At 62.8% G+C, this 18,959-nt stretch carries 3 protein-coding genes; all 3 read right to left on the bottom strand.

What is annotated here, in order from left to right; all coding sequences use genetic code 11:
• Nucleotides 1–40: 40 nt before the first annotated feature.
• Nucleotides 41–16,576, bottom strand: a complete 16,536-nt coding sequence (locus ACO06R_RS11865; RefSeq protein WP_421849875.1) for a PLxRFG domain-containing protein — start codon at nt 16,574–16,576, stop codon at nt 41–43.
• Nucleotides 16,577–16,643: 67 nt separating this feature from the next.
• Complete coding sequence (locus tag ACO06R_RS11870) at nt 16,644–17,831, bottom strand: hypothetical protein (protein ID WP_421849878.1); 1,188 nt, start codon at nt 17,829–17,831, stop codon at nt 16,644–16,646.
• On the bottom strand, nt 17,831–18,937 hold the full coding sequence (locus tag ACO06R_RS11875) for a tail fiber domain-containing protein (RefSeq protein WP_421849881.1): 1,107 nt from the start codon (nt 18,935–18,937) through the stop codon (nt 17,831–17,833). Before ACO06R_RS11875 ends, ACO06R_RS11870 begins: the two co-directional genes overlap by 1 nt.
• Between the last annotated feature and the right edge of the window lie 22 nt (nt 18,938–18,959).

Raw genomic sequence — 18,959 nt, forward strand, 5'->3', positions numbered from 1 at the left:
TCTCCTCAAGGCGCGATGCAACCACCGCGCCGCCGCCGCGTCAATAGACGCGCTCCGGGAGCTGTTCGCGCAGGCTGCGTCCGAGCCGCGGATTCTGGATCAGCGTGCCGTCTTCACGCTTGCGGGCATTGCGCGCGCGGGCGCGGATCGAGCGGCGCAGCGTGTCCGGCGTGATCTTGACCGGCTTGTGGATATCCACCGCATTGAACGCCTTGATGCGTGCCAGCGCATCGCGTTTGGCGTCCTTGTCTTTCAGCTTGTGCGCCATCGCATAGGCGGCGATCAGTTTCTTGCGCTTGTCGACAATACGGCCCTCGGCGTTCTTCAGCGCGCTGTTGCGCTCCCAGGCCTCGATCACCGGGGCCGGCGAGAAACCGGCCGCCTGCATCGCAATATCCATCGCGGCGAGGTTTTCGGCGGGCACCACCTCGTTGCCCCGATAATCCGTCACGCCTTCATTGGCGTAGCGCCATGCGCGCATCGCATCGCGCGCGAATTTCGGCACCATCGCCTCCACACCCCTTACCGTTTCGCCGTCGCGCAGCAGCGCGTAACCGCGATAGCCTTCGCCGATCATCGAGACGGATGCGCCGAGCGAGTTGAGCACCCAATAGTCGAACTCGTCCTTGCCTTCGAGATCGCGGTTGGGTGAGCGGAACCAAAGGTCCGGCATGCCGATGCGGTTGGACAGCGAAATCCCCGCATAGTGGCCGGGAACGCCATTGAGCAGGATCCCGCCGAGTTCCGGTCCAAGCATGTCGATCACATCGTCGCGGACATGCACCTCGAAGTCGAACGGATCATCCTCGTCGCCGAAGACCATGCCGGCAATGGTCATGGCGAGATTGAAACCGGCGACACCAGAGGCACCGGCCATCAGCGCCTGCATGGCGAGAATGCCGACAAGTTGCGCGCGTGCTTCGCGCCGCGCCGTTGGCGTCTCGCCTGCAAATGCCTGCTGTGCATCGCGGAACAGCCGGTAGAGCATGTTGATGTTGTGCGCCCTGAAGACGAGAATCGCCTTGGCGAAATCGTTTTGCATCAACCGCGGGCGTGACGCGTTCGAATAGTCGAAATGCGTTTTGTAGGTCAGGTCGTGGGCTGTGTTGACGGCCTGGTCGAACCGTTGGCCTTCGGCCCGCGCCAGCCGGAATGCAGCCAACGCCGTCACTTCGCGGTTCCACACCTCTGCCGAGTGGAACAGAAAGGCCACCTTCTCCATCACGCGGGCACGCACCGGCGAGTAGCGCACGCCGACATCGCCGACGCCGGCCAGATCGTGGCTCTGGGTGCGGTCGACAAGACCAGTCTCGTAGAACTCTGCCATGGCGCGTTTTTCCTCGCCCGACAGGTTGGCGCGCGAGGGCAGGCCGCGCCCGGCAACGGAATCCGCCGAAGCGCGCAGCAGCGCAGCGACAGCCTTGGGGATCGAGCGGAACTTCGCACCCAGGATCGGAATGCCGAGCATCGGTGTCTGGGACAGGTTGACGATCGCGGCTGCCGGTGTCGCGCCGAGATACCAGACGAATGCAGCGGTGTTCATCGTCTGCGCCACCGTGCCGCCGGTTGGGTTCATCACCCATTTATGCCGCTTGCGCAGTTCGTTGGACAGCGTGACGGCGGCGGTTGGATCGTCGGCTTCCTTGGCCTGCGTCGCGACATCGTTGGTCAGTTCCTGGAGTTCCATGCCGAACTTCAGGCGGGCCATCTGGTGGGCCGCGTGGAACATGTGCGACGAGAAGGTGCGCAGCGCGTCCTGGTCGTAGCCGGGTGTGCCCTTGCGGTGAATAAAGCGCTTGCGGATCGACAGATCCGGCATGGTGTCCAGATAACGCTGCCAGATCTGGTCCAGCACATCGCTCATCATTCCGGTATCCAGACCGGCGCCACCGATGATCTGCTCGATTTCGGCGACGACGCGGGGATCCATCGCCTCGCGCATCGACTGGCCTTCCTCCATGACACCCACGTCGATGCTGGCGGTTGGGTGCGCCCTGCGCATGTCGGCGGCAAGTCGGTCGCGCTGATATGCGGACTCGCGTTTGGAGAAGGAAATCACCTCGCCATCGACATCGCGCACCAGCACATAGTAGCGACCGAACCGCGCCAAGGGGAAGTATGGCGGATCCACGCGCGATGATTCGAAAATGATCCGCAGCCGCGCCAGCCGCGCCTTCATCGACCACATTGCCTTCGTACGGGCCGCACGGTTGCGTTCCCTGGCCGCTTCCATCTGTTCGGCCTTTTCCTTCGGCGACAGGCGCCGGTTGCGTTCGATCGCGTCCATCTCCCGGTTGAACAGTTCTTCGGCGCGTTTTTCGGCGATCCGATATGCCGTGCGCACATTGTCGAGCAGGATCCGGTCCAGCATTTCCTGCTGCTTGCGGTAGGCGTCGCGGACTTCGCGATAGAGTTCGCGACCTGCTTCCGGCATGGCGTCGTAACGGGCGCGCAGCGCATCGTACTGTGCCTGATCGGCGTCGCTTGCCGGCGGCTTGGCCGGATCGATGCCCGTCAGTGTCGAATCGTGCATCAACCTGGCGATGTCATTGGCGTAGGTCGATCCGTCCTTGGTCTTGCCGCGTCGCACATAGTCGAGCCAGCGTTGCCCAAGTTCGTTTGCGTCCGCATGCCGGTCGCCGCGAAACGCGTCCATACGGCGTTTGACGCGCAAATAGTCGGACACCGCCGTCATGTTGGGTCGCGCCAGTTCGGTGAAATAGTTGAGCGGGATAGCCGACAGCATCGCCGGCTTCATATCGGTGAGCTTGCCCTTGAGCATGGCGATGATGCGGCTCTCGGTGACCGGCTTGTCGTCGAAGGTCATCGCGTCGGGAAGTGTAAAGAGCGGCAAACCCTCGCTGACAGATTCGCGCATCGCGGTGGTGATATCGAGTGACCAGACATCGACGGTTTCGGTTGCCGTCTTGCCGCCGCGCGCCGGCCGGTCGTATTGCAGCGAGGCCGATGACACCTTGCCGCCCCACTTCTTGACCAGCTTGCCGACTGTTTTCGGCAGGATACGGTCATAGAAGCCACGCATGCCTCCCTGGGCGTCTGTTTGGCCCAGGTCATAGCGGTCAGCCTGTACATCGCCCGGCGTCCAGGCAACGCGCTCGTAACCATTGTCCACCGCCCAGCGCAGGGCACGTTTGAAGGCCAGTTCCGGCCAACTGGTCTTGAACGGCGCGTTGGGAACGCGATTATCGGTGCTCAGCGGAGCAACATACAGATTGAATGAAGGATCCGCCGGTTGCGTGCTGTCGAGTTTCGCGCGCGCCTGTTCAGCGGATCGGTACGGCTCGGAGACGCGCCTGTTGCCATCCGGAGATCCTTCGAAGACAGCCCATTGGCTTTCATCGCCTGTATAGCCGTGTTTTCGCCCTGCCTGGTGCCAGTCGGACTGGATCTCCTCGATGAACAATGTGCGCGCGGGCCGGGCCGTGTCGCCGGTGCGGGTGAAGCGCTCGTTGAAGCGGATATGGGCCAGCACATTCGGCTGATCCCAATGTTCACCCTTGTAGGTGTGGATCGGTTGCTGCGCGGCTCCACCGAGTTGCAACAACAGTTCGCTGTATTGCGATCCGCCGGGCAACGTCTCTGCGGGGTAGCGGGCTGCGCCCTTGCTTCCCGCCAATTCTTCCGCCCGGTATTCGTCGCGGAATTCCGCACGCTGGGGTTCCGACATCTCACCGTACCACAGACTATGCGAAACATCATGCCAGGCCCGCACCGCCTCATCATCGACATTTGCAATACCCGAAAGCATCGTCTCGCTGACCGTGATCTCATTGGCCGCGATGAAGTCCGCGATGTCGTTGCGCTCGATTGCGCCGCGCTGCGATTTCAACCACTCCTCGAGTCCGAGCCACTCGATTTCCTCCGGCTTCACCCCCGGCGCCTTGCGCAGCATGCCGATCCACTGGTCGGCGGAGGCGCGGTTCTGCCGGAAACCGGCGACGGCTTTCGCCACTGCCGAAAAGAAGATCGGGGAAGGCGGAGAATAGGCGATATCGCCGGATGGTCGTCGCGATTGGCGCTGCGCGGCACGGCCGCTGCGCGCGTCCTCGAACACATCGGTCAGCGTCATGAAGCCGCGCCCGTTGAGATAGCTGCGCACGCGCTCGATCAGGTTGGCGATCCGGTCCCAGGCGGCGCGGATCGTCTTGTAGGGCTTGGTGCGCGCCTTTCCTGTCGCGTAGATAGCGAAAGCCTCGGCCTCCAGTTCCTTCTGCGTCATGCGGCCGGCGGCGCTTTCGCGCCCAAGCGTGCTGCCAACGATGCGGCGCAACTTGATCTTCTCACGCTCCAGGAGGGCGCGCTCCTTCTCGGTCAGGAAGAGGTGCTGCAACCGGTGAAACGCCTCGTGATATGCGGCGCGCTGCGATGCGCTGTCGAGCGCCAGCGTGATCGCATCGTCCACCGGGTGATAAAAACCGGCAGCCGTGCTGGCTGACGTCGATCCCCAGCCTGGCGCACCGTTCGGCAGCGGGATGGAACCGACATAGGTCACTTCGTCCAGACCGGAGACTGTCTTGACAATCTCTTCGAGAGCGGCGCGATCTTCTCGCGTCAGGCGCCGCGGCGCCTGTTCCGGGCCGGGCTCCGACGAGCCCCAACCTTCCGGCGTCGTCGGTTCCGCCCCGTCCGGCAAATCCTGTACGCTGTCATCTGGTTTCGTTTCGGCCTTTCGTTCCTTCGGCTTCAATTGATCGATCACGTCACGGTGGCGTTTTTTAACGTCATCGAGATCCTGCTCGGCGGGGAAGGGACCAACCTGCTTTTGCAGGGCCGGTATCTGCCGTTCCGCCTCCGCAAGTTGCTGGCGGCGCTCTTGCGGACGGTCGGCGATGCGGCGCAGCACGTTCTTCATGCGCTGGCCAAGACCGGTCGCATCCGCCTGTTTCATCGAATCGATAGTGATACCGTTCGAGGTTGCGCCTTCCAGTGTGATTTGCAGCCTGTCCGGGAAAAGAATATCCGCCGAGCCCTCGGCGGAAAGCGCGAACGCGCCCCACCGTCCGAGGTCGATCGGTTCCGTCCCGATTCCGCGCGTCGCGCCGAGTATCGCCTTGCCGATCTCGCTTGGTTTCGCGACTTGCGCGCCGCCGATTGTCGCCGGTTGACCGAGCGCTGCCTCAGCGGACTTCCCGTCGCGATCCCATGCGGGCAGGGATGCATTGATGCTTTCGACCGTGCGCTGCAGTCCGCGCATCGAGGCTACGACGCGGTGTTGATCGCGTTCGTGCTCCATGCGCTGGCTTTCCAGGCGGCGCAACTTCTGCCGCAGATCCATCTCTTCCAGGATCAACGGATTGCCCGATGACGCGGCTTTCATCTCCGCGGCGTTCGCCGCCTCACCGCCGATATCCTCGATCACGCGCTCGCCGGATGCGCCCTTGCGCAACTGCTGAATGAACCGTGCCTTGCCCTCGATCGTCTGCCACATGCGGCTGTCGAGGGTCTGCTTTGTGGCATAGCGAAGGATTTCGATCTCAAAGCCGTCCGGATCCTCGGCATAAAGTTCGTTGCCCTGCCGAATGATGCGGCCCTCGCGCTGTTCCAGGTCGGACGGACGCCACGGCGCGTCGAGGTGGTGCAAGGCGACGAGCCGGTTCTGGACATTGGTTCCAGCGCCCATCTTCGGTGTCGAGCCGAACAGGAATCGCACGCGGCCGGAGCGCACCTTGCCAAACAATTCCTGCTTCTGCAGGTCGGTGTTGGCGTCATGGATAAAGGCGACTTCTTCCGGCGGGATACCGCGCTCGATCAACTTCTGGCGCAGATCGTCATAGACCGAGAAATCGCCATCCAGCGCGGCAAGTTCGTCGGGCGACAGCCTGTTGACGATCTCCTGCGCGGCGGCGTCGCCATCTTCGGCGCGGCTGAGAAGTTCGCGGATGCGGGCGGCTTCCTTGGCGCGCGCGCCCGCCGGCGTCGACAAATCGATGAAGACGAGCTGCGTGCCGCGTTTGTGCGACCACGCCTTGTAGAGCCGCAGCATCTGGTCGGCGGCGCGATTGACCTTCGATCGCGGATTGTCGCCATAGGCACTGTCGATGAGACGCATGTCGAGCGCCGCTTTGCGGGCGTCAGACATGACCTTGAGCATATTGTCTGCGCCCTTCTCGGGTTTGCCCTTTGGCAGATTTTCAGCGCGCCACACCAACGACCCATCGGGATAGACCTGTACGCCGTCGCGGTCGATCGGTTCGCCGATATAGGCGGCCTGGTCCTTGGACCGATCGACGATGATGTTCTGGGGCTTGCCGCCCTTGACCTTGGGTAGCGGCAGGCGCTTGCCCTGTGCGGCGAGCATCGCCTGAATGTCGTCATTGGTTATGACATCGCCGAACGACAGGTAGCGTTGCATGAGTTCGGGAATGTTGACGAACCTGGCGAAGCGCGATTTCAGCTTGTACTGGCCGGACGGCGACAGTTCCCAATCGGTCACCACCTCGCCAAACACCTTCGCCCACGCATCGAAATGGGCGATGCCCATTTGCTCCAGCATCTCACCATCGAGATAGCGCTGGACAGTGTACATCTCGGCCATGGTGTTGGAGATCGGCGTACCGGTCAGAAACACGATGTTGCGCCCGCCGGTGCGTTCCTTGACCGCCTGCACCTTCATGTAGAGATCCGCGGCCTTCTGGCTACCCTGCGGATTGCCAAGTCCAGCAACGCGCGTCATCGAGGTCGGGAACGCGAGATTCTTGAACTCATGCGCCTCGTCGACAAACAGGGCGTCGATACCGATTTCGTTGAAGGTCAGGCCGTCATCCTTGGCCCCGGCATCGAGCAGGTGCTTGAGTTTCGCTTTCATGTTCTCGCGCCACTTGGCGAGTTGGGAAACGTTCCGGCTTTTTTCACCCGATTCAGCGCGCAGCGCTTTCATCGAGTCCTCAAGGTCGGCGATTTGTTTGCGGATGAAATCCGCTTCGAATTCCGGATCGAGCCCGATTTTCCCGAACGACGAGTGCGCGACGACGATGGCGTCATAGTCGCCGGTCGCCATGCGGGCGAACAGGCGTTTACGGTTGTTTTTCTCGAAATCGTTCTTGGTCGTCGCGAGGATGCGGGCACCCGGATAGAGTTGCACGAAATCGGCCGCCCATTGCCCAACCAGATGATTGGGCACGACGAATAGCGGCTTCTGCGCCATGCCGGTGCGGCGCAGTTCCATCGCTGAAGCGATCGCCGCGAATGTCTTGCCGGCGCCGACTGTGTGGTCAGCCAGTGTCGTGGATGACTGCAGGACGCGCCAGACGAAGTTCTTCTGATGCGGTCTAAGCGAAATTACATCGTCGCTGACCTTGCCCGGCAGGTGCAGGTGCGATCCGTCGAAGGCGCGCTGCACGTCCGTATTGAACACGTCATTGTAGATGCCTGCGAGTTCCTCGCGTCGTGCATCGTCCTGCCAAATCCAGCGTCGCCACTCGTCCTTGACGCGCTCCACCTTGTCATTGGCGGCCTGGGTCCCGGCGTGATTGACGGTCGACTTGCCGTCTGAATGACGGTCGTAGATCGTCAGGGTTTGCCCGTCGAGCGCCGCCTTGATAACCTGCCCGACCGTGGTGCGTCCGGTCGCCCATTGCGTATCTGCGGCCTCACTGGCGCGCGAAAACTTCAATTCCCACTTCGCGGTCAACGGCGAATAGACTGCCTTTGCGCCCTCCGCATCCGCGATGTGGTCCACGAAATCGGCGACGTGCTTCGGCGGTATCCACGGTGCACCGGGCTTAACATCGATATCGACGGGCTCGATGTCGGCGGGGATGGTATCTTCGAGCGCTGCGACGTTGCGCGCATAGACGGGATCCTTTGCGGCGGCCTCGCGCGCCTGCGCGAGCTTCTTCTTGACGTTGCCGGCCAGGTAAGCGTCGCGGGTCTCGAATCGGCCATCGGGCGTCCAGAACAGGAGATCGCCGAGTTCATCGACGACTTCGGTCTGGCTACGTCCGTAGAGCCGTAGGATTTCGTCCATGTCGACGGTGCCGCGCTCCGAAAGCACGGCGGCTAGTGCATCCTTGGCGGACTTCGCCGTGGTCGGACGGCGATAGGGGGTCTGGGTGCGCCGCGTGAAGATATCCGCCTTTTCGGCGGCGGGCTTGCGGGCCGTCTCGCCCGTCTTCGCCGCGACTGTCCGGCTGATCCCCTTGTCATAGGATTTTTCAAGTGCGGAAAGCTGCGGCCAGGTCGGATCGTCGCGCATGATCCGTTTGTTGGCGTCGTGATTGACCGGCCCATGCGCCTTGACGAACGCATCGTAATATTTGTTGAGGCGCGCGCGCAGATCGTCGAGCTGGTCGTCGGTGGCGCTTTCGGATATCTGCGCGCGCCGCAGACGCGTGAACGCATCGCGCACGCGGATCATGCCCTGGGCGCGCTTCTTGGCCTTCTCGTTCGGAAACTCGGCGCGGCTGGCGCGCGGCTCGCCGATTTGATCGGGATCGCGCACCCAGATCTCGCCGGATGTGTCCATGAAGGCCGAACCGACCAGCGCGTCGGATGCTTCGCGCGGGACAGTGGATTCCTGCGCGATGATCGGGGCCGGTGGCTTCATGATCCCAGCCGGGAGTTTGGCGATTGCATCGCGCAACAGGGCAGCAAGGTCGTCGCCGTCACGCGCGACAAGCGCCGCGTTGTTGTCACGATACATCGTGCCATAGGCGCCGAACTTGCCGAGCATCATGTCGGGGTGATCGAGGAAGTAGCGGTTGAGCGCGACGGTGTTGCCGTCCGCATCCGTGTACTCGCCAACTTCCGTCCATGCGCGGTTGCCCGGCGCGTCGCCATCGGCGCGCTTGCGCAGGAATACGATGTCGGTGGTGACTTCGGTGCCGGCGTTTTTGAGGAACGCATTGTTGGGCAGGCGGATCGCAGCAAGCAGGTCGGCGCGATCCGCGAGGTATTCGCGCGCTTTCGCCGATTGCGCATCCATCAGATAGTTGGAGACCACCATCGCCACCACGCCATCCGGCTTAGTCGCGTCGAGCGACTTTGCGAAGAAGTAGTTGTGGATCGAGAACGTGTTGAGGTGCCGTCTCTCCGCGTCATAGAGACGTTCCGAACCGAAGGGCGGGTTGCCGATCACCAGGTCGAACGTGTTGTCGGGAATCGTGATCGCCTGAAATCCCATCGGCGCACGGATGTTCGCCTTCGGGTACAGGTTCTTGGCTATTCCGCCGGTGATGTGATCCAGTTCAACCCCGGTGACCTGCGACGTGTCGCGGCGCATGGCGGGCATCAGGCCAAGGAAATTGCCAGCGCCGACTGCAGGTTCGAGCACGCGACCGCCGGTGAAGCCGAGCCGTTCCACCGCGCCCCACATCGCCTTGACCACTTCTGGCGAGGTGTAATGCGCATTGCGTGTCGAGGACTCGGCGGCGCGGTATTCCTCGTCGGTAAGCAATTCGCGCAGTTCGGCGGCTTCCTTCTTCCAGCCATCGGTGACCGAACCATCCTCGCGCGGGAAGGCATTGCGCAGACCGCCCCAACCGACCCATTTGGCGAGTGCTTTCTGTTCAGCGCGCGTCGCCGGACGGTCCTCTTCGCCGAGTCTGCGCAGCAGGCGAATGGCATCGACATTGGCGCGAAACTTGGCTTTCGCGCCTCCTTCGCCGATGGCGTCCTCGTCGGTGATGGTGAATTCGGATGGCCTGTTCTGCGCCGGTGTGCCAGCACCGCCAGCGTCGGTGCCTGGCCCTACGCCGCTTCCGTCTCGGCCGGCAGGATCAGATGGTTCTCGCGCACCGCCTGCCACGCCTCGTCGGGCGTCATCCCCGCCTCTTCGAGTTCCGTCACGTCCGAAAAGGTCCGGTTCGCCGCTTCCATCAGCGCCGCCTCGAGCTGGCCCGTCTTCTGGAGCATCGCGAACTTCTTCGGCAGGTGCTGCCGCCAGTGTTCGCGTGCCTGGTTTTTCCAGTTGTTCAGGAACATTTTCCTGCTCCTTCTCGCGCTTCGCCTCGCGGGTGCGCGCCGTGGTATCTTCATTCCTTTTAGCATCTTCGGTGCGTTGTGTCTCCCGCGCCTCGTCGGCGGCGGCTCGCTCTTCGTCGTGAGCGATGATTTCCGCCTGGATCTGCGCCGCTTCCTCGGTCGGCGTCATTCCATCCGTCTCGAGGCCGGGATAGTTGCGGGCAGCCTCCCAGAACGACAGCAGATAGGGTTTGATCCTGCCGCCGAAATCGGCGGTCATCTGCAACGCATAGGCCCGGAAATCGCGCACGCCGGCTTCGATATAGGCACCGGTGATCGTCATGCCGTCCATGAGGATCTCCGGATCGATGCCGCTGTTCAGCCGGGACATCTTCTCCTTGAGGCGCTTCCGCGCGGCCTCCACCTTGTCGGCGGTGAAGAGCTTGTTGTCCTTGAAACGGTCGCCGGTTGCCGGCGATGCTGCTTTGTCGAGTTGTTTCGTCGCCGGAACACTGGCGTCGAAAGCAGGTTCCGGTTTGTAAAGCGGCTCGGTGTTCGAACCAAATTCGCCCTCGACACCAGGGAAAACATTGCCGTTATAGGCAATGTGGGCGATCTGCTTGCCGGCACCATCAAGGATGGCTGCCGAAGGCGCCTGCGGTCCCGTCTGACCGGAACTTGTAGCGTCCGTGGCTGCGATCGTTGCCGTGTAGGCGGCCGACGCCTGCGCGTAATCTTCAAACGGGAATTCGCGGTTTCCGATGCGCACGACCTGCGGTGAGCTAACTGCCGTGCCGGGGATCGCAGTATCGTCGGGCGCTGCCACTTTGGCCCGGTCTGGTTTTGCCTTTGCCGGTGTGGCCTCTACCTTGTCTCCATCGATAATTGTGTCGCCAGCGAATCGCCCTGCATATTTCTCCGATTTTGTCGCGGTGAGTTTTGGACCAGTTCTTTTACCGGAGATCTGCGACGGCGACTCCGCGGGGTTTCCGATCGCTTCGACACCCTTGGGCGACAGCATCAGGAAGTCGCCCTTTGCCTTCAGCCACTTGCTTTTCCATGCATGCAGCCATGCCCATGCGCGCTCGCGTGCCGAAGTACCGCGCTTGTCGAAACGTAGAGATTTGCCCTGCAGTGTTGAGGAGGCCGACGCATGCTTGGCGAAGAACTTGGCGAGATCGCTTTCGGATGGTCGGCTATCCGCGATTTCGAGCAGAAACGCCTCGAAGTCCTGCGGTTTCAGACTGCGGTGTTCGAAGTTGAATATCGCGCCTTCGGCCGCACCTTTCGGCGTCGTGTATTCGAGCGATGCGAGCAGGTCGCGATAGTGCTCGCTGGTGGCCAGATCGGCTGCGTGGAACCACTGGTAGCGTTCGACGATCGGGGCATCGGCGTTTTGCGCTTGCAGGCCGGATACACGCTCCACCTCCTTGACGAAGCGGTGATCCACGAGAAGCGGGTGATGCAGCGAGAGTTTGCCGTCCTCATACGAAACCGGATGTTGGAACAACCTTGACGGATATTCCGGATTCGGGTCGGTGATGCCGCCATAGGGCGTCATCAGGCCGGCGCTCTGAAGCCGATGCGCGATGATGTCGAAATCGGAGAACGCGGCCTTCAGGTCGTCGACCAGGTCGCGCCCGGTTCGGCGCACGGTTTTCGGCTCGCCTTCGTCATCCGGCATCAGGATTTCAATCCTGTCCGGATAGGCCATAGTCGAGCCAGTGCCGGTGCGAGGCTTGCCGACACGCTCGCGAAACGCCGCCATGATCGCTTTGTTCGGGCGGCCTTCGGCGACCGCTTCCTGGACGGCGGTCGAGCCGGATACCCTGACCACTTCGCGCACGGCCGCGATGCGTGTCGAGCGGTCGGTCGTCTCCTGTTCGGGTGTCCGAGAAGGGGCTTCCGAAGTGCCCGCCGCGACCGGTTTTCCGGAACGAGCGACATCTTTCTTCGCCTCATCTGAGGCGCGCTTTCTTGTCGAGCGGTCGGTCGGCGAAACACTCCCGGCCGCAGCAAACGGCTTGGTGGTGTCGGATTCCTCAAGCCAGCGCTTGAAATCGCCCAGCGTCGATTCCGTGACGGTGCCGAGACCCTTCCAGTCGCCGTCATAGCTGCCCATATAGGCGTTGCGCGCTGCCCGCCGCGAGCCATAACCGAGCATGACCTTGTGCTCGTCGAACTTGCCCGTCTTCGGGTCCACCTGGTCGATCACCCAGACCGGCGCATTGTCAGTGAGTTCGTTGGTGCCCGGTTTGATGAACGTGTCGACATGATCGCCATCCGCGCCGACCGTGCCCTTGAACCGTCCATAGTGGCCCTGCATCGTGTTCGACCAGGTGGAGCCATCCGGCGACGTGCCGCTGCGCACGGATCCGGCCGGATTCTCGATGGAAATCTCCATGCCGCCGAGCCTGACATGGCCCATCTTGTAGTTCTCGGCCTCCTTTTGGGCCTGCGACGGCTCAGGAAGGTCATTGCGCGGCGACGTGGCTGCCTCGTTGGCCGCTTCGTCGATATCCGGCGTGATGGACGGCGCTTCCTTGCGGATACGCTCCAGAAGCTTTGTGTTGACCGCCGGAACACGGGCACCCGTCCGGGCAGCATTTATGGCGCGACGCAGATAGTCGCGCGCGATTTCGTTGACCCGGTTCTCCGGGATCGCCAGTCGCCGGGCGATTTCGAGCCGTTCGTCGGCGGTGATTTGCGTGACCCGTGACATGGGCAACGACGAATCCGCGCCCGCGCGAAGCCGGGCACCCAGATCGTAGAGCCGCGCGGAGTCATCGTCCGGGAAGGTAACATCGCGATCCCTGACGCGCCGCACGGGGTCATTGCGCCCGGAAGTCGGTCGGGTGCCCGTCTGATTTTCACCACTTGCAGGCGCGCCGCCGAAGGTTGGCTGCGGCGCGGTAGACACGGAAGGGTCCGGGCGCGCCGCGCTGTCTTCGGTTGGTCGAACCGGCTGTTCATCCGGCACGGTCGCAACGGGAGGAGGATCAGCAACCTCGCGGGCGGTGTCGAGCGGTGGCGCGGGTTCGCCAGCTTGCGCGGGTTCGGGTTCCTCGTCAGGCGTAATGACAGGCTTCGCTCTCGGCCCAAGACGCTCAGGCGGTCCGCTCGGTCTGTCTTCGTCCGGTCCGCGACGCGGGCCTCTTCGCTCGGTCGGGCCGACATGCGCCGCTTCGTCCGGTTCGCGGCGTGGCCCAAGACGCTCAGGCGGCCCGCTCGGTCTCGTTTCTGTGTCTTCTTCCGGTCTGGCCGGCGGCACCGGACCGGTTTCGGGCAACGTTGAGCCATCCGGCGCGGCGTCTGCCGTCTTGGCGGCTGCAAAGATAGCATTGCGCTTGGTGTGTATGTCTTCGGGCCATTTTACGAGATGTCCGGTTTCCGCGCCGAGTTCCATCTGCTTGGCATACAGGCGCTCCCATAGCGCTGGCGCGTTCGGGTCGTTGGCGTCGATCCGGCGTAACTCATTGAACAGTTGATTGATCTCGCTGACGAAACGCACGGCCTTGTCGCCGAAGTCTTGGGCTCTCACCGGGCGCTTTGTGGGCACGGGGACATTTTCAGGATCGATATCGATGCCGGCTGCTGTTTCGGTCTCGCTTTCGGTAGCGCGCTCAAGCGTCGGGTCCGGCTCAACGCCAGACACCGGTTCCGACGCACCAGCGCTGTCGGGCGCCGCCTCCGGTGAGCCGATTCCTGGCTGCTGCGTCGCAACCTGCGGAGTGACCGGTTTGAGATTGCCAAAGGGAACCTGGTATATCTCGCCTGTCGCGGTGTCGGATACTTCCGCATCGCCATCGCCGATCGTTTCCACACGCGCCGTGAAAGACTCGACACCATCGACATCGACGTTGACGGTGCCCCCGATCTCGATGCCGAGCGCGGCAGCCGCTTCGGTGTTCCTCGCGGTACGGATTTCACCGCCAACATCGGATGCCCGGCCCAGGGTTCCACGCGGGGGCTGGTCAGGGTTCTGTCCGGGCGGTGGCGTCGGTGGCTGCTGTTGCGGCTGTGTCGGTTCGGGTTCGCTGGGCACAGGGGGGGCAGGCGTAGGGGCATCGGGCCCCGTGTCAGCGGGATTACCGCGACCGAGTACGGCCTTTCCGGTCTGCGCGCCGGCGGAAAGACCACCGCCGACAATCGCGCCGATGCCCGCCGCTTCCGCCACGCCTTCAGCGATGTCCTGGTCGGGATTGTAGACATAGCGGGAGATCAGGTTCTGCGCCACCTGCTGAAGCGCCTCCTGCCCGCCCTCGACGGCGGCTTGTGTCAGCACCTTGCCGACAGCGCTGGCAAGTTTGCCGGCAGCCGGCAAAGGCACGCGCTCAAACAGCACCTCAATAGGGAGTTGTTCGGTGAGCCCGGGGAAACGGCCAAGACGCGCCGCTTCGATGATCTGCTCCTGCGTGGCGCCGGCGGCTACCGCGCGGTCGACCGCTTCGGAGGTCGACACGAACGAACCCATCGTGGCACCCGCCACAAGGCTTCCACCGCCTGACAAAGGTGCAGTGGCAAGAAAAGGTATTGTCGAACCAAGCGCTTCACCAATCGCCCGCGTCCAGGTATCTTCGTAGTCTTTCGCAGCCGCGAAGTTGTCGCGAGCCCATTTCTGCCACGACTCGCCGTACTTGTAGACCGGGCTCTCTGTCGGATCCGGCATCTGGATCGGATCTTCGGTCGGCAACAGGAAGTCTAGGTCGAGTTTGTCGACCGCTTCGGCTGCTGTCATCTTGCCGTCGCGGATCATGCGCCCATAGGTCAGGATCTGCATTTCCCGGCGACCACGCATATCGGTCACACCGCGCTTCTGCCAGGCGACCCATTCCTTGTGATCCATGGCCGGGATGCGTTCCAGGTCGGCGATCAGACCGGCGAGCGAAACCTCTTCTTTGGGCGAGCGCCGCTCGCGGTTTGCGAAGTCGTTTGCGGCGATTGTCGCCTGCGTGGTTCCGCCCTTGATCGCGCCGCCGGACCAGTGCACCGTTCCCGCCGCGAGGGCCTTGCCGAGTTCGGGCAAGAAGTGGCCTTTTTCGGGTGGTTCGCCGGCAGCTTTCCAGTCGTCGAATTCTTCCGGTGTCATCAGCCGGTAGCGATCCTTGTCTGCGGATCGCGCTTCGGCTGCCGCGATGGCCTCGCGTTCGGTCCCAAATCGCTCGAATGCCGTGCCCTGCGCCTCGATGTTGCCAGCCGTGGCGCGGAGTGCATCCTCATTGTCGGACAGATCGACAATCTGGCCTTCGCCGGTATAGAGCGTCGGGACGTTCATCCAGCGCCCCTGGTCGTCCCGGATGGTCACTAGGCGCTCGGTCGAGAATGTCCCGTCGTCATTTTCGATGTATTCGCCACGCGTGATGTCGAGCGGGCGTAACACCGAAGTCCGCAATGGCCGTTCAGGCGGGACCGGAATCCGGTCGTCTGGAACGCCGAGACCGATCGCCTCGTCGACAGGGTTGCGGCGGCCGGCGTAGAGCCCCATCGGGTCTTTCGGCTGAAACCGGTGATCGACAGTTGTCGTTTTCGAGGAGTGTGTCGGCTTCCGGTTAATCCCGGTGACAGGAATCGCCTCAGCGCGCTTGGCGGCGGCGCTGTACCAGCCGGGCGCACGCGACATGTTCTTGTTCGATTTGTCGAACATGAACCACGGTTTGCCAGTACCGGTCTGGTCCTTCATGTCGACATGCAACATGTCGGGCATGGCGGAGTAGGCGATGAAGCGGTTCACACCACGGGCGCGCAATGCATAGATCAGTTCCTGCCGCTCTGTCTTCGACATGCCGGCCATGGATATGTCGGCGGCGATACCCTGGCTGTGCAGTCCCGGCCTTTTCTTTCGCTTCTCCACGCGGTGGTTCGGGCTGCGGTAACCGGATTGGATCGTGAAGTCGCGACCGAACGCGTTGGCCGTGTCCTCCAGGATTGCACGGAAACCGGGAGCCAGTTTTTCCTGTCCCGCATGGACGAATTTCAGGCCATGTTTTCCGCTGGAAGATGCCCGTTGCGCGACCGTCTCCGGCTTGGGCGCCAGCCGCGCGAGGCCCTTGGCGTCCGGATTGCCAGCGACACGCGCGCCTCGGTCAATACCGTCCCAATTGCCGATGCCGACCGCGCCAGCGCCGTACCACGCGCCCCAGCCGTCCTTCGCAGCGCGCGACAGTGCATAGTCTATCGATTCGTAGACATTGTTCGGGTCGGTGAGAGACAGGCCGGTATCACGTTCGAACTCGGCACCCATGTATTTGGCGTGAAGTTGGAACGGGAAATAGGACGGCTCGCGAACGCCGTCCTTCACCACTCTGCTTTGCCAGACTTCGCGCGGGTCTGCGCTCAGGCCTTCCGCCCTGGCGACGCGCAGCGCATAGTCGGGCTTGATCCCGAATTCCGGCGCCCGTCTGACTATATAGGCCTCCAACTCGTCCCGTGTCGGCAACTTGCCGGACGCGGGTTGCTGCGCGGCAACGGGTCTGGCCTTAAGGCCTGAATCGGCGACAGCCGGAGTTGGTCTCGGTCGTATGCCGGATGCGGATCGCTGCCCCAACCCCGTTGCCGGCTCGAAATCGGCGAGGGCTTCACCGGTGCTGGGCTGCCCGGACTTGAACAGGCCAAGCGGGTCGAGGAATTCGAAGTCGGGTTTGACGACGATGGGCATGACGGCTCCTGCGTGGAGCACGTCATGCGCTTTGCTTCGGTACTATAGCGGCGCTGCGCGCGTGGCGCTACCGCTCCAGCAGGCTCGGATCGACACCCTGTCGCACCAGATCCTTGCGCACCTGATGAACATCATCGCCTGCCACGATCCTTTTCTTCGCTGTTTCGACAGCCTCGAGCGTTGCGGCCGGCAGCCGTTCAGCCGCAGCCGGTGCGGTCGTTTGCGGACCACCCAATCCGGAGACGTTCGGATCCGGTTCCGGAGCGGCAAGCGGGCGGCGCTCCACGGGCTGTCGCGCGCTGGGCGCATTGACCGGCCGGCGGGTGCCAGTATCGATCAGCACCTTCTGCGCGGCCTTCTTGGGAGTAACGCTGGCCGGCGGGGAGCCAAGGCCGGTCGCAGAGGGTGCGCCACGCTGATCGGTGGCGTATTGCTTCTGCGCGGCGAGATCGGCGCGAACCATCTTGTCTTGTTCTTCTGGCGACAGGTCAGCGAATTCCAGATCGTTTTCGAGCCTTGTCTCGAAAGCAGTCCGGTAGGCCTTTTCGTAGCCGGGATCGTCAAACTCGCGATCGATACGCTTCTTTTCCTTGTAGTCGGCGAGACCGGCGGCGCGCGCTTCGCGCTTGTCGTCCTTTTCGCGTGCGCGCTCTTCTTCTTCTTCGATACGTTGCCTGTGTGTCTGCCACGCCAGATCGGGATTGGCGAATGTTGAGATAATGCGCGGCACATCGTTGATCGCGATATCCTGCTCTACCTCCTGATCGCCCTGTTTCAGTTTGATGCGGAAACCCACCAGTTTCCCATCCTCGGTGCGCAACTCGTCCTGGGAAACCAGTTCGTAGTCGTGTTCGATGTAGCCCTTGACCTGCGCGGCCTGGATCGCATCGTCGAGCCCGCCGCCGGGATCGCCCGTCAGGGCTTTCGTCATCGCCGATGCGAACAGTTTCTGGCCCTGCCTGGCCGATGATGATGTCGACCATTCCTCCAAGGCCCGCGCGCCGGCGATATCGCCTTGACGCAGCAGCTCCGCCTGCCGCTTAGGCAAGGCATAGCGCATCCAGAAATCCTCATAACTGTCCGGGTTTTCCTGGCCCGACGCGACGCGCGTGTCATAGGCCTGCCGCGTCTCGTCGTCGATCGCCTGCAAGGCCTTCTTGTTTGCGCGGCGCTCACGTTGCTCGTCTATGCGGCCGCGTAGACCGACACCCGCCTCGAAGCCCTGAACGAATCCGCCTAGACCGACACCTAGCATTATGCCGCCTTCCGTTTCTTGTCGCCGAGGCCGCTCGCGATACGGTCCACCTTTTTGTCCAGATCCTGCACGGCCTTCATGGTGACGCCTATGGCATCCTGAATGGGTATGACCTTGCCATCGCCGATTCCCGTTGCCTTCGAGAAGTCCTGCGCCATCGGCCCGACATGGTGTCCGCCGTCACCGCGCCCTTCCTTGTAGTCATATTCGGAAACGGGCATGTCCCGGACGGCTTCAAGCGCCTTGCCACTTTCGACCGGTTTCTTGTTCTCCTTGGCATTCTTGTCCGACAGCACAGCCCCGAAAATCCCGCCGATCGCTTGGCCGAAGCCAGCGGCGTTGGCCGCGTTCATGCGCTGTTCAGCCTCCCACGCCGCAACCTGCGTCGAGTATTGTTGGTTGAGCGTATTGGCCTGTCCGGCATAACCGGCCATCTGGCCCTGGAAACCCTGACCCATGATCCCGGTCGACGCGAGATACTGGGAATTTGCGTTGCCGTGCAGACCGACCGCGCCGGTGCCGGCGCCAAGCCCGGTTGCCGCCGCCGATGCAGATTGAGCGGGTACGCCACGACCCATGTTCACCAGGTCGGCCTTCAGCGCGAGGCCTCGATCACGCTGGATACGGCGGGCGTTGTTCTGCGCGCCGGCACTTGTGAGCGCTGTGTTGAGTCCGGTGGCGCGGTCGATGCCGGCATACCGACCGCTGGTCGGATCGATTCCGACCGCGGCAGCAGCGCGCCGTTGTTGTTGTCGAGCACCAGCCGCTGCGGTTTCGACATCGGCCTTGGCCTCGGCGGCGGCTTCCTGCTGGCGGGCTTCTGAGCCGTATTGTCGGGCCTCGGCGATAAACTCGTCTTCGATCGGCTCGAAGACGTTCTGGTACCGCTCCCGTTGCTGGCGCGAGAATGCGAGTTGTTCGTTGCCGAAGTCGAGCTGGAGTTCGCCCACTTCCTTTGTGAGCGCGTCCAGTTCTGCCTGACGGTCTTGGGACACCGCGAAGGCGTCTTTGGCGAAATTCAGCCATTCGACGCCGGTTTCGGCCTGCAGAAGCGCGGCCTTGCCTATATTGGGATCCGGATCGGGTGCTCGGGAACTGCTTTTCACGGCGACATGCTCGCTCTGAAGA

The organism is Oricola sp., from assembly GCF_965230365.1.
GTDB lineage: Bacteria > Pseudomonadota > Alphaproteobacteria > Rhizobiales > Rhizobiaceae > Oricola.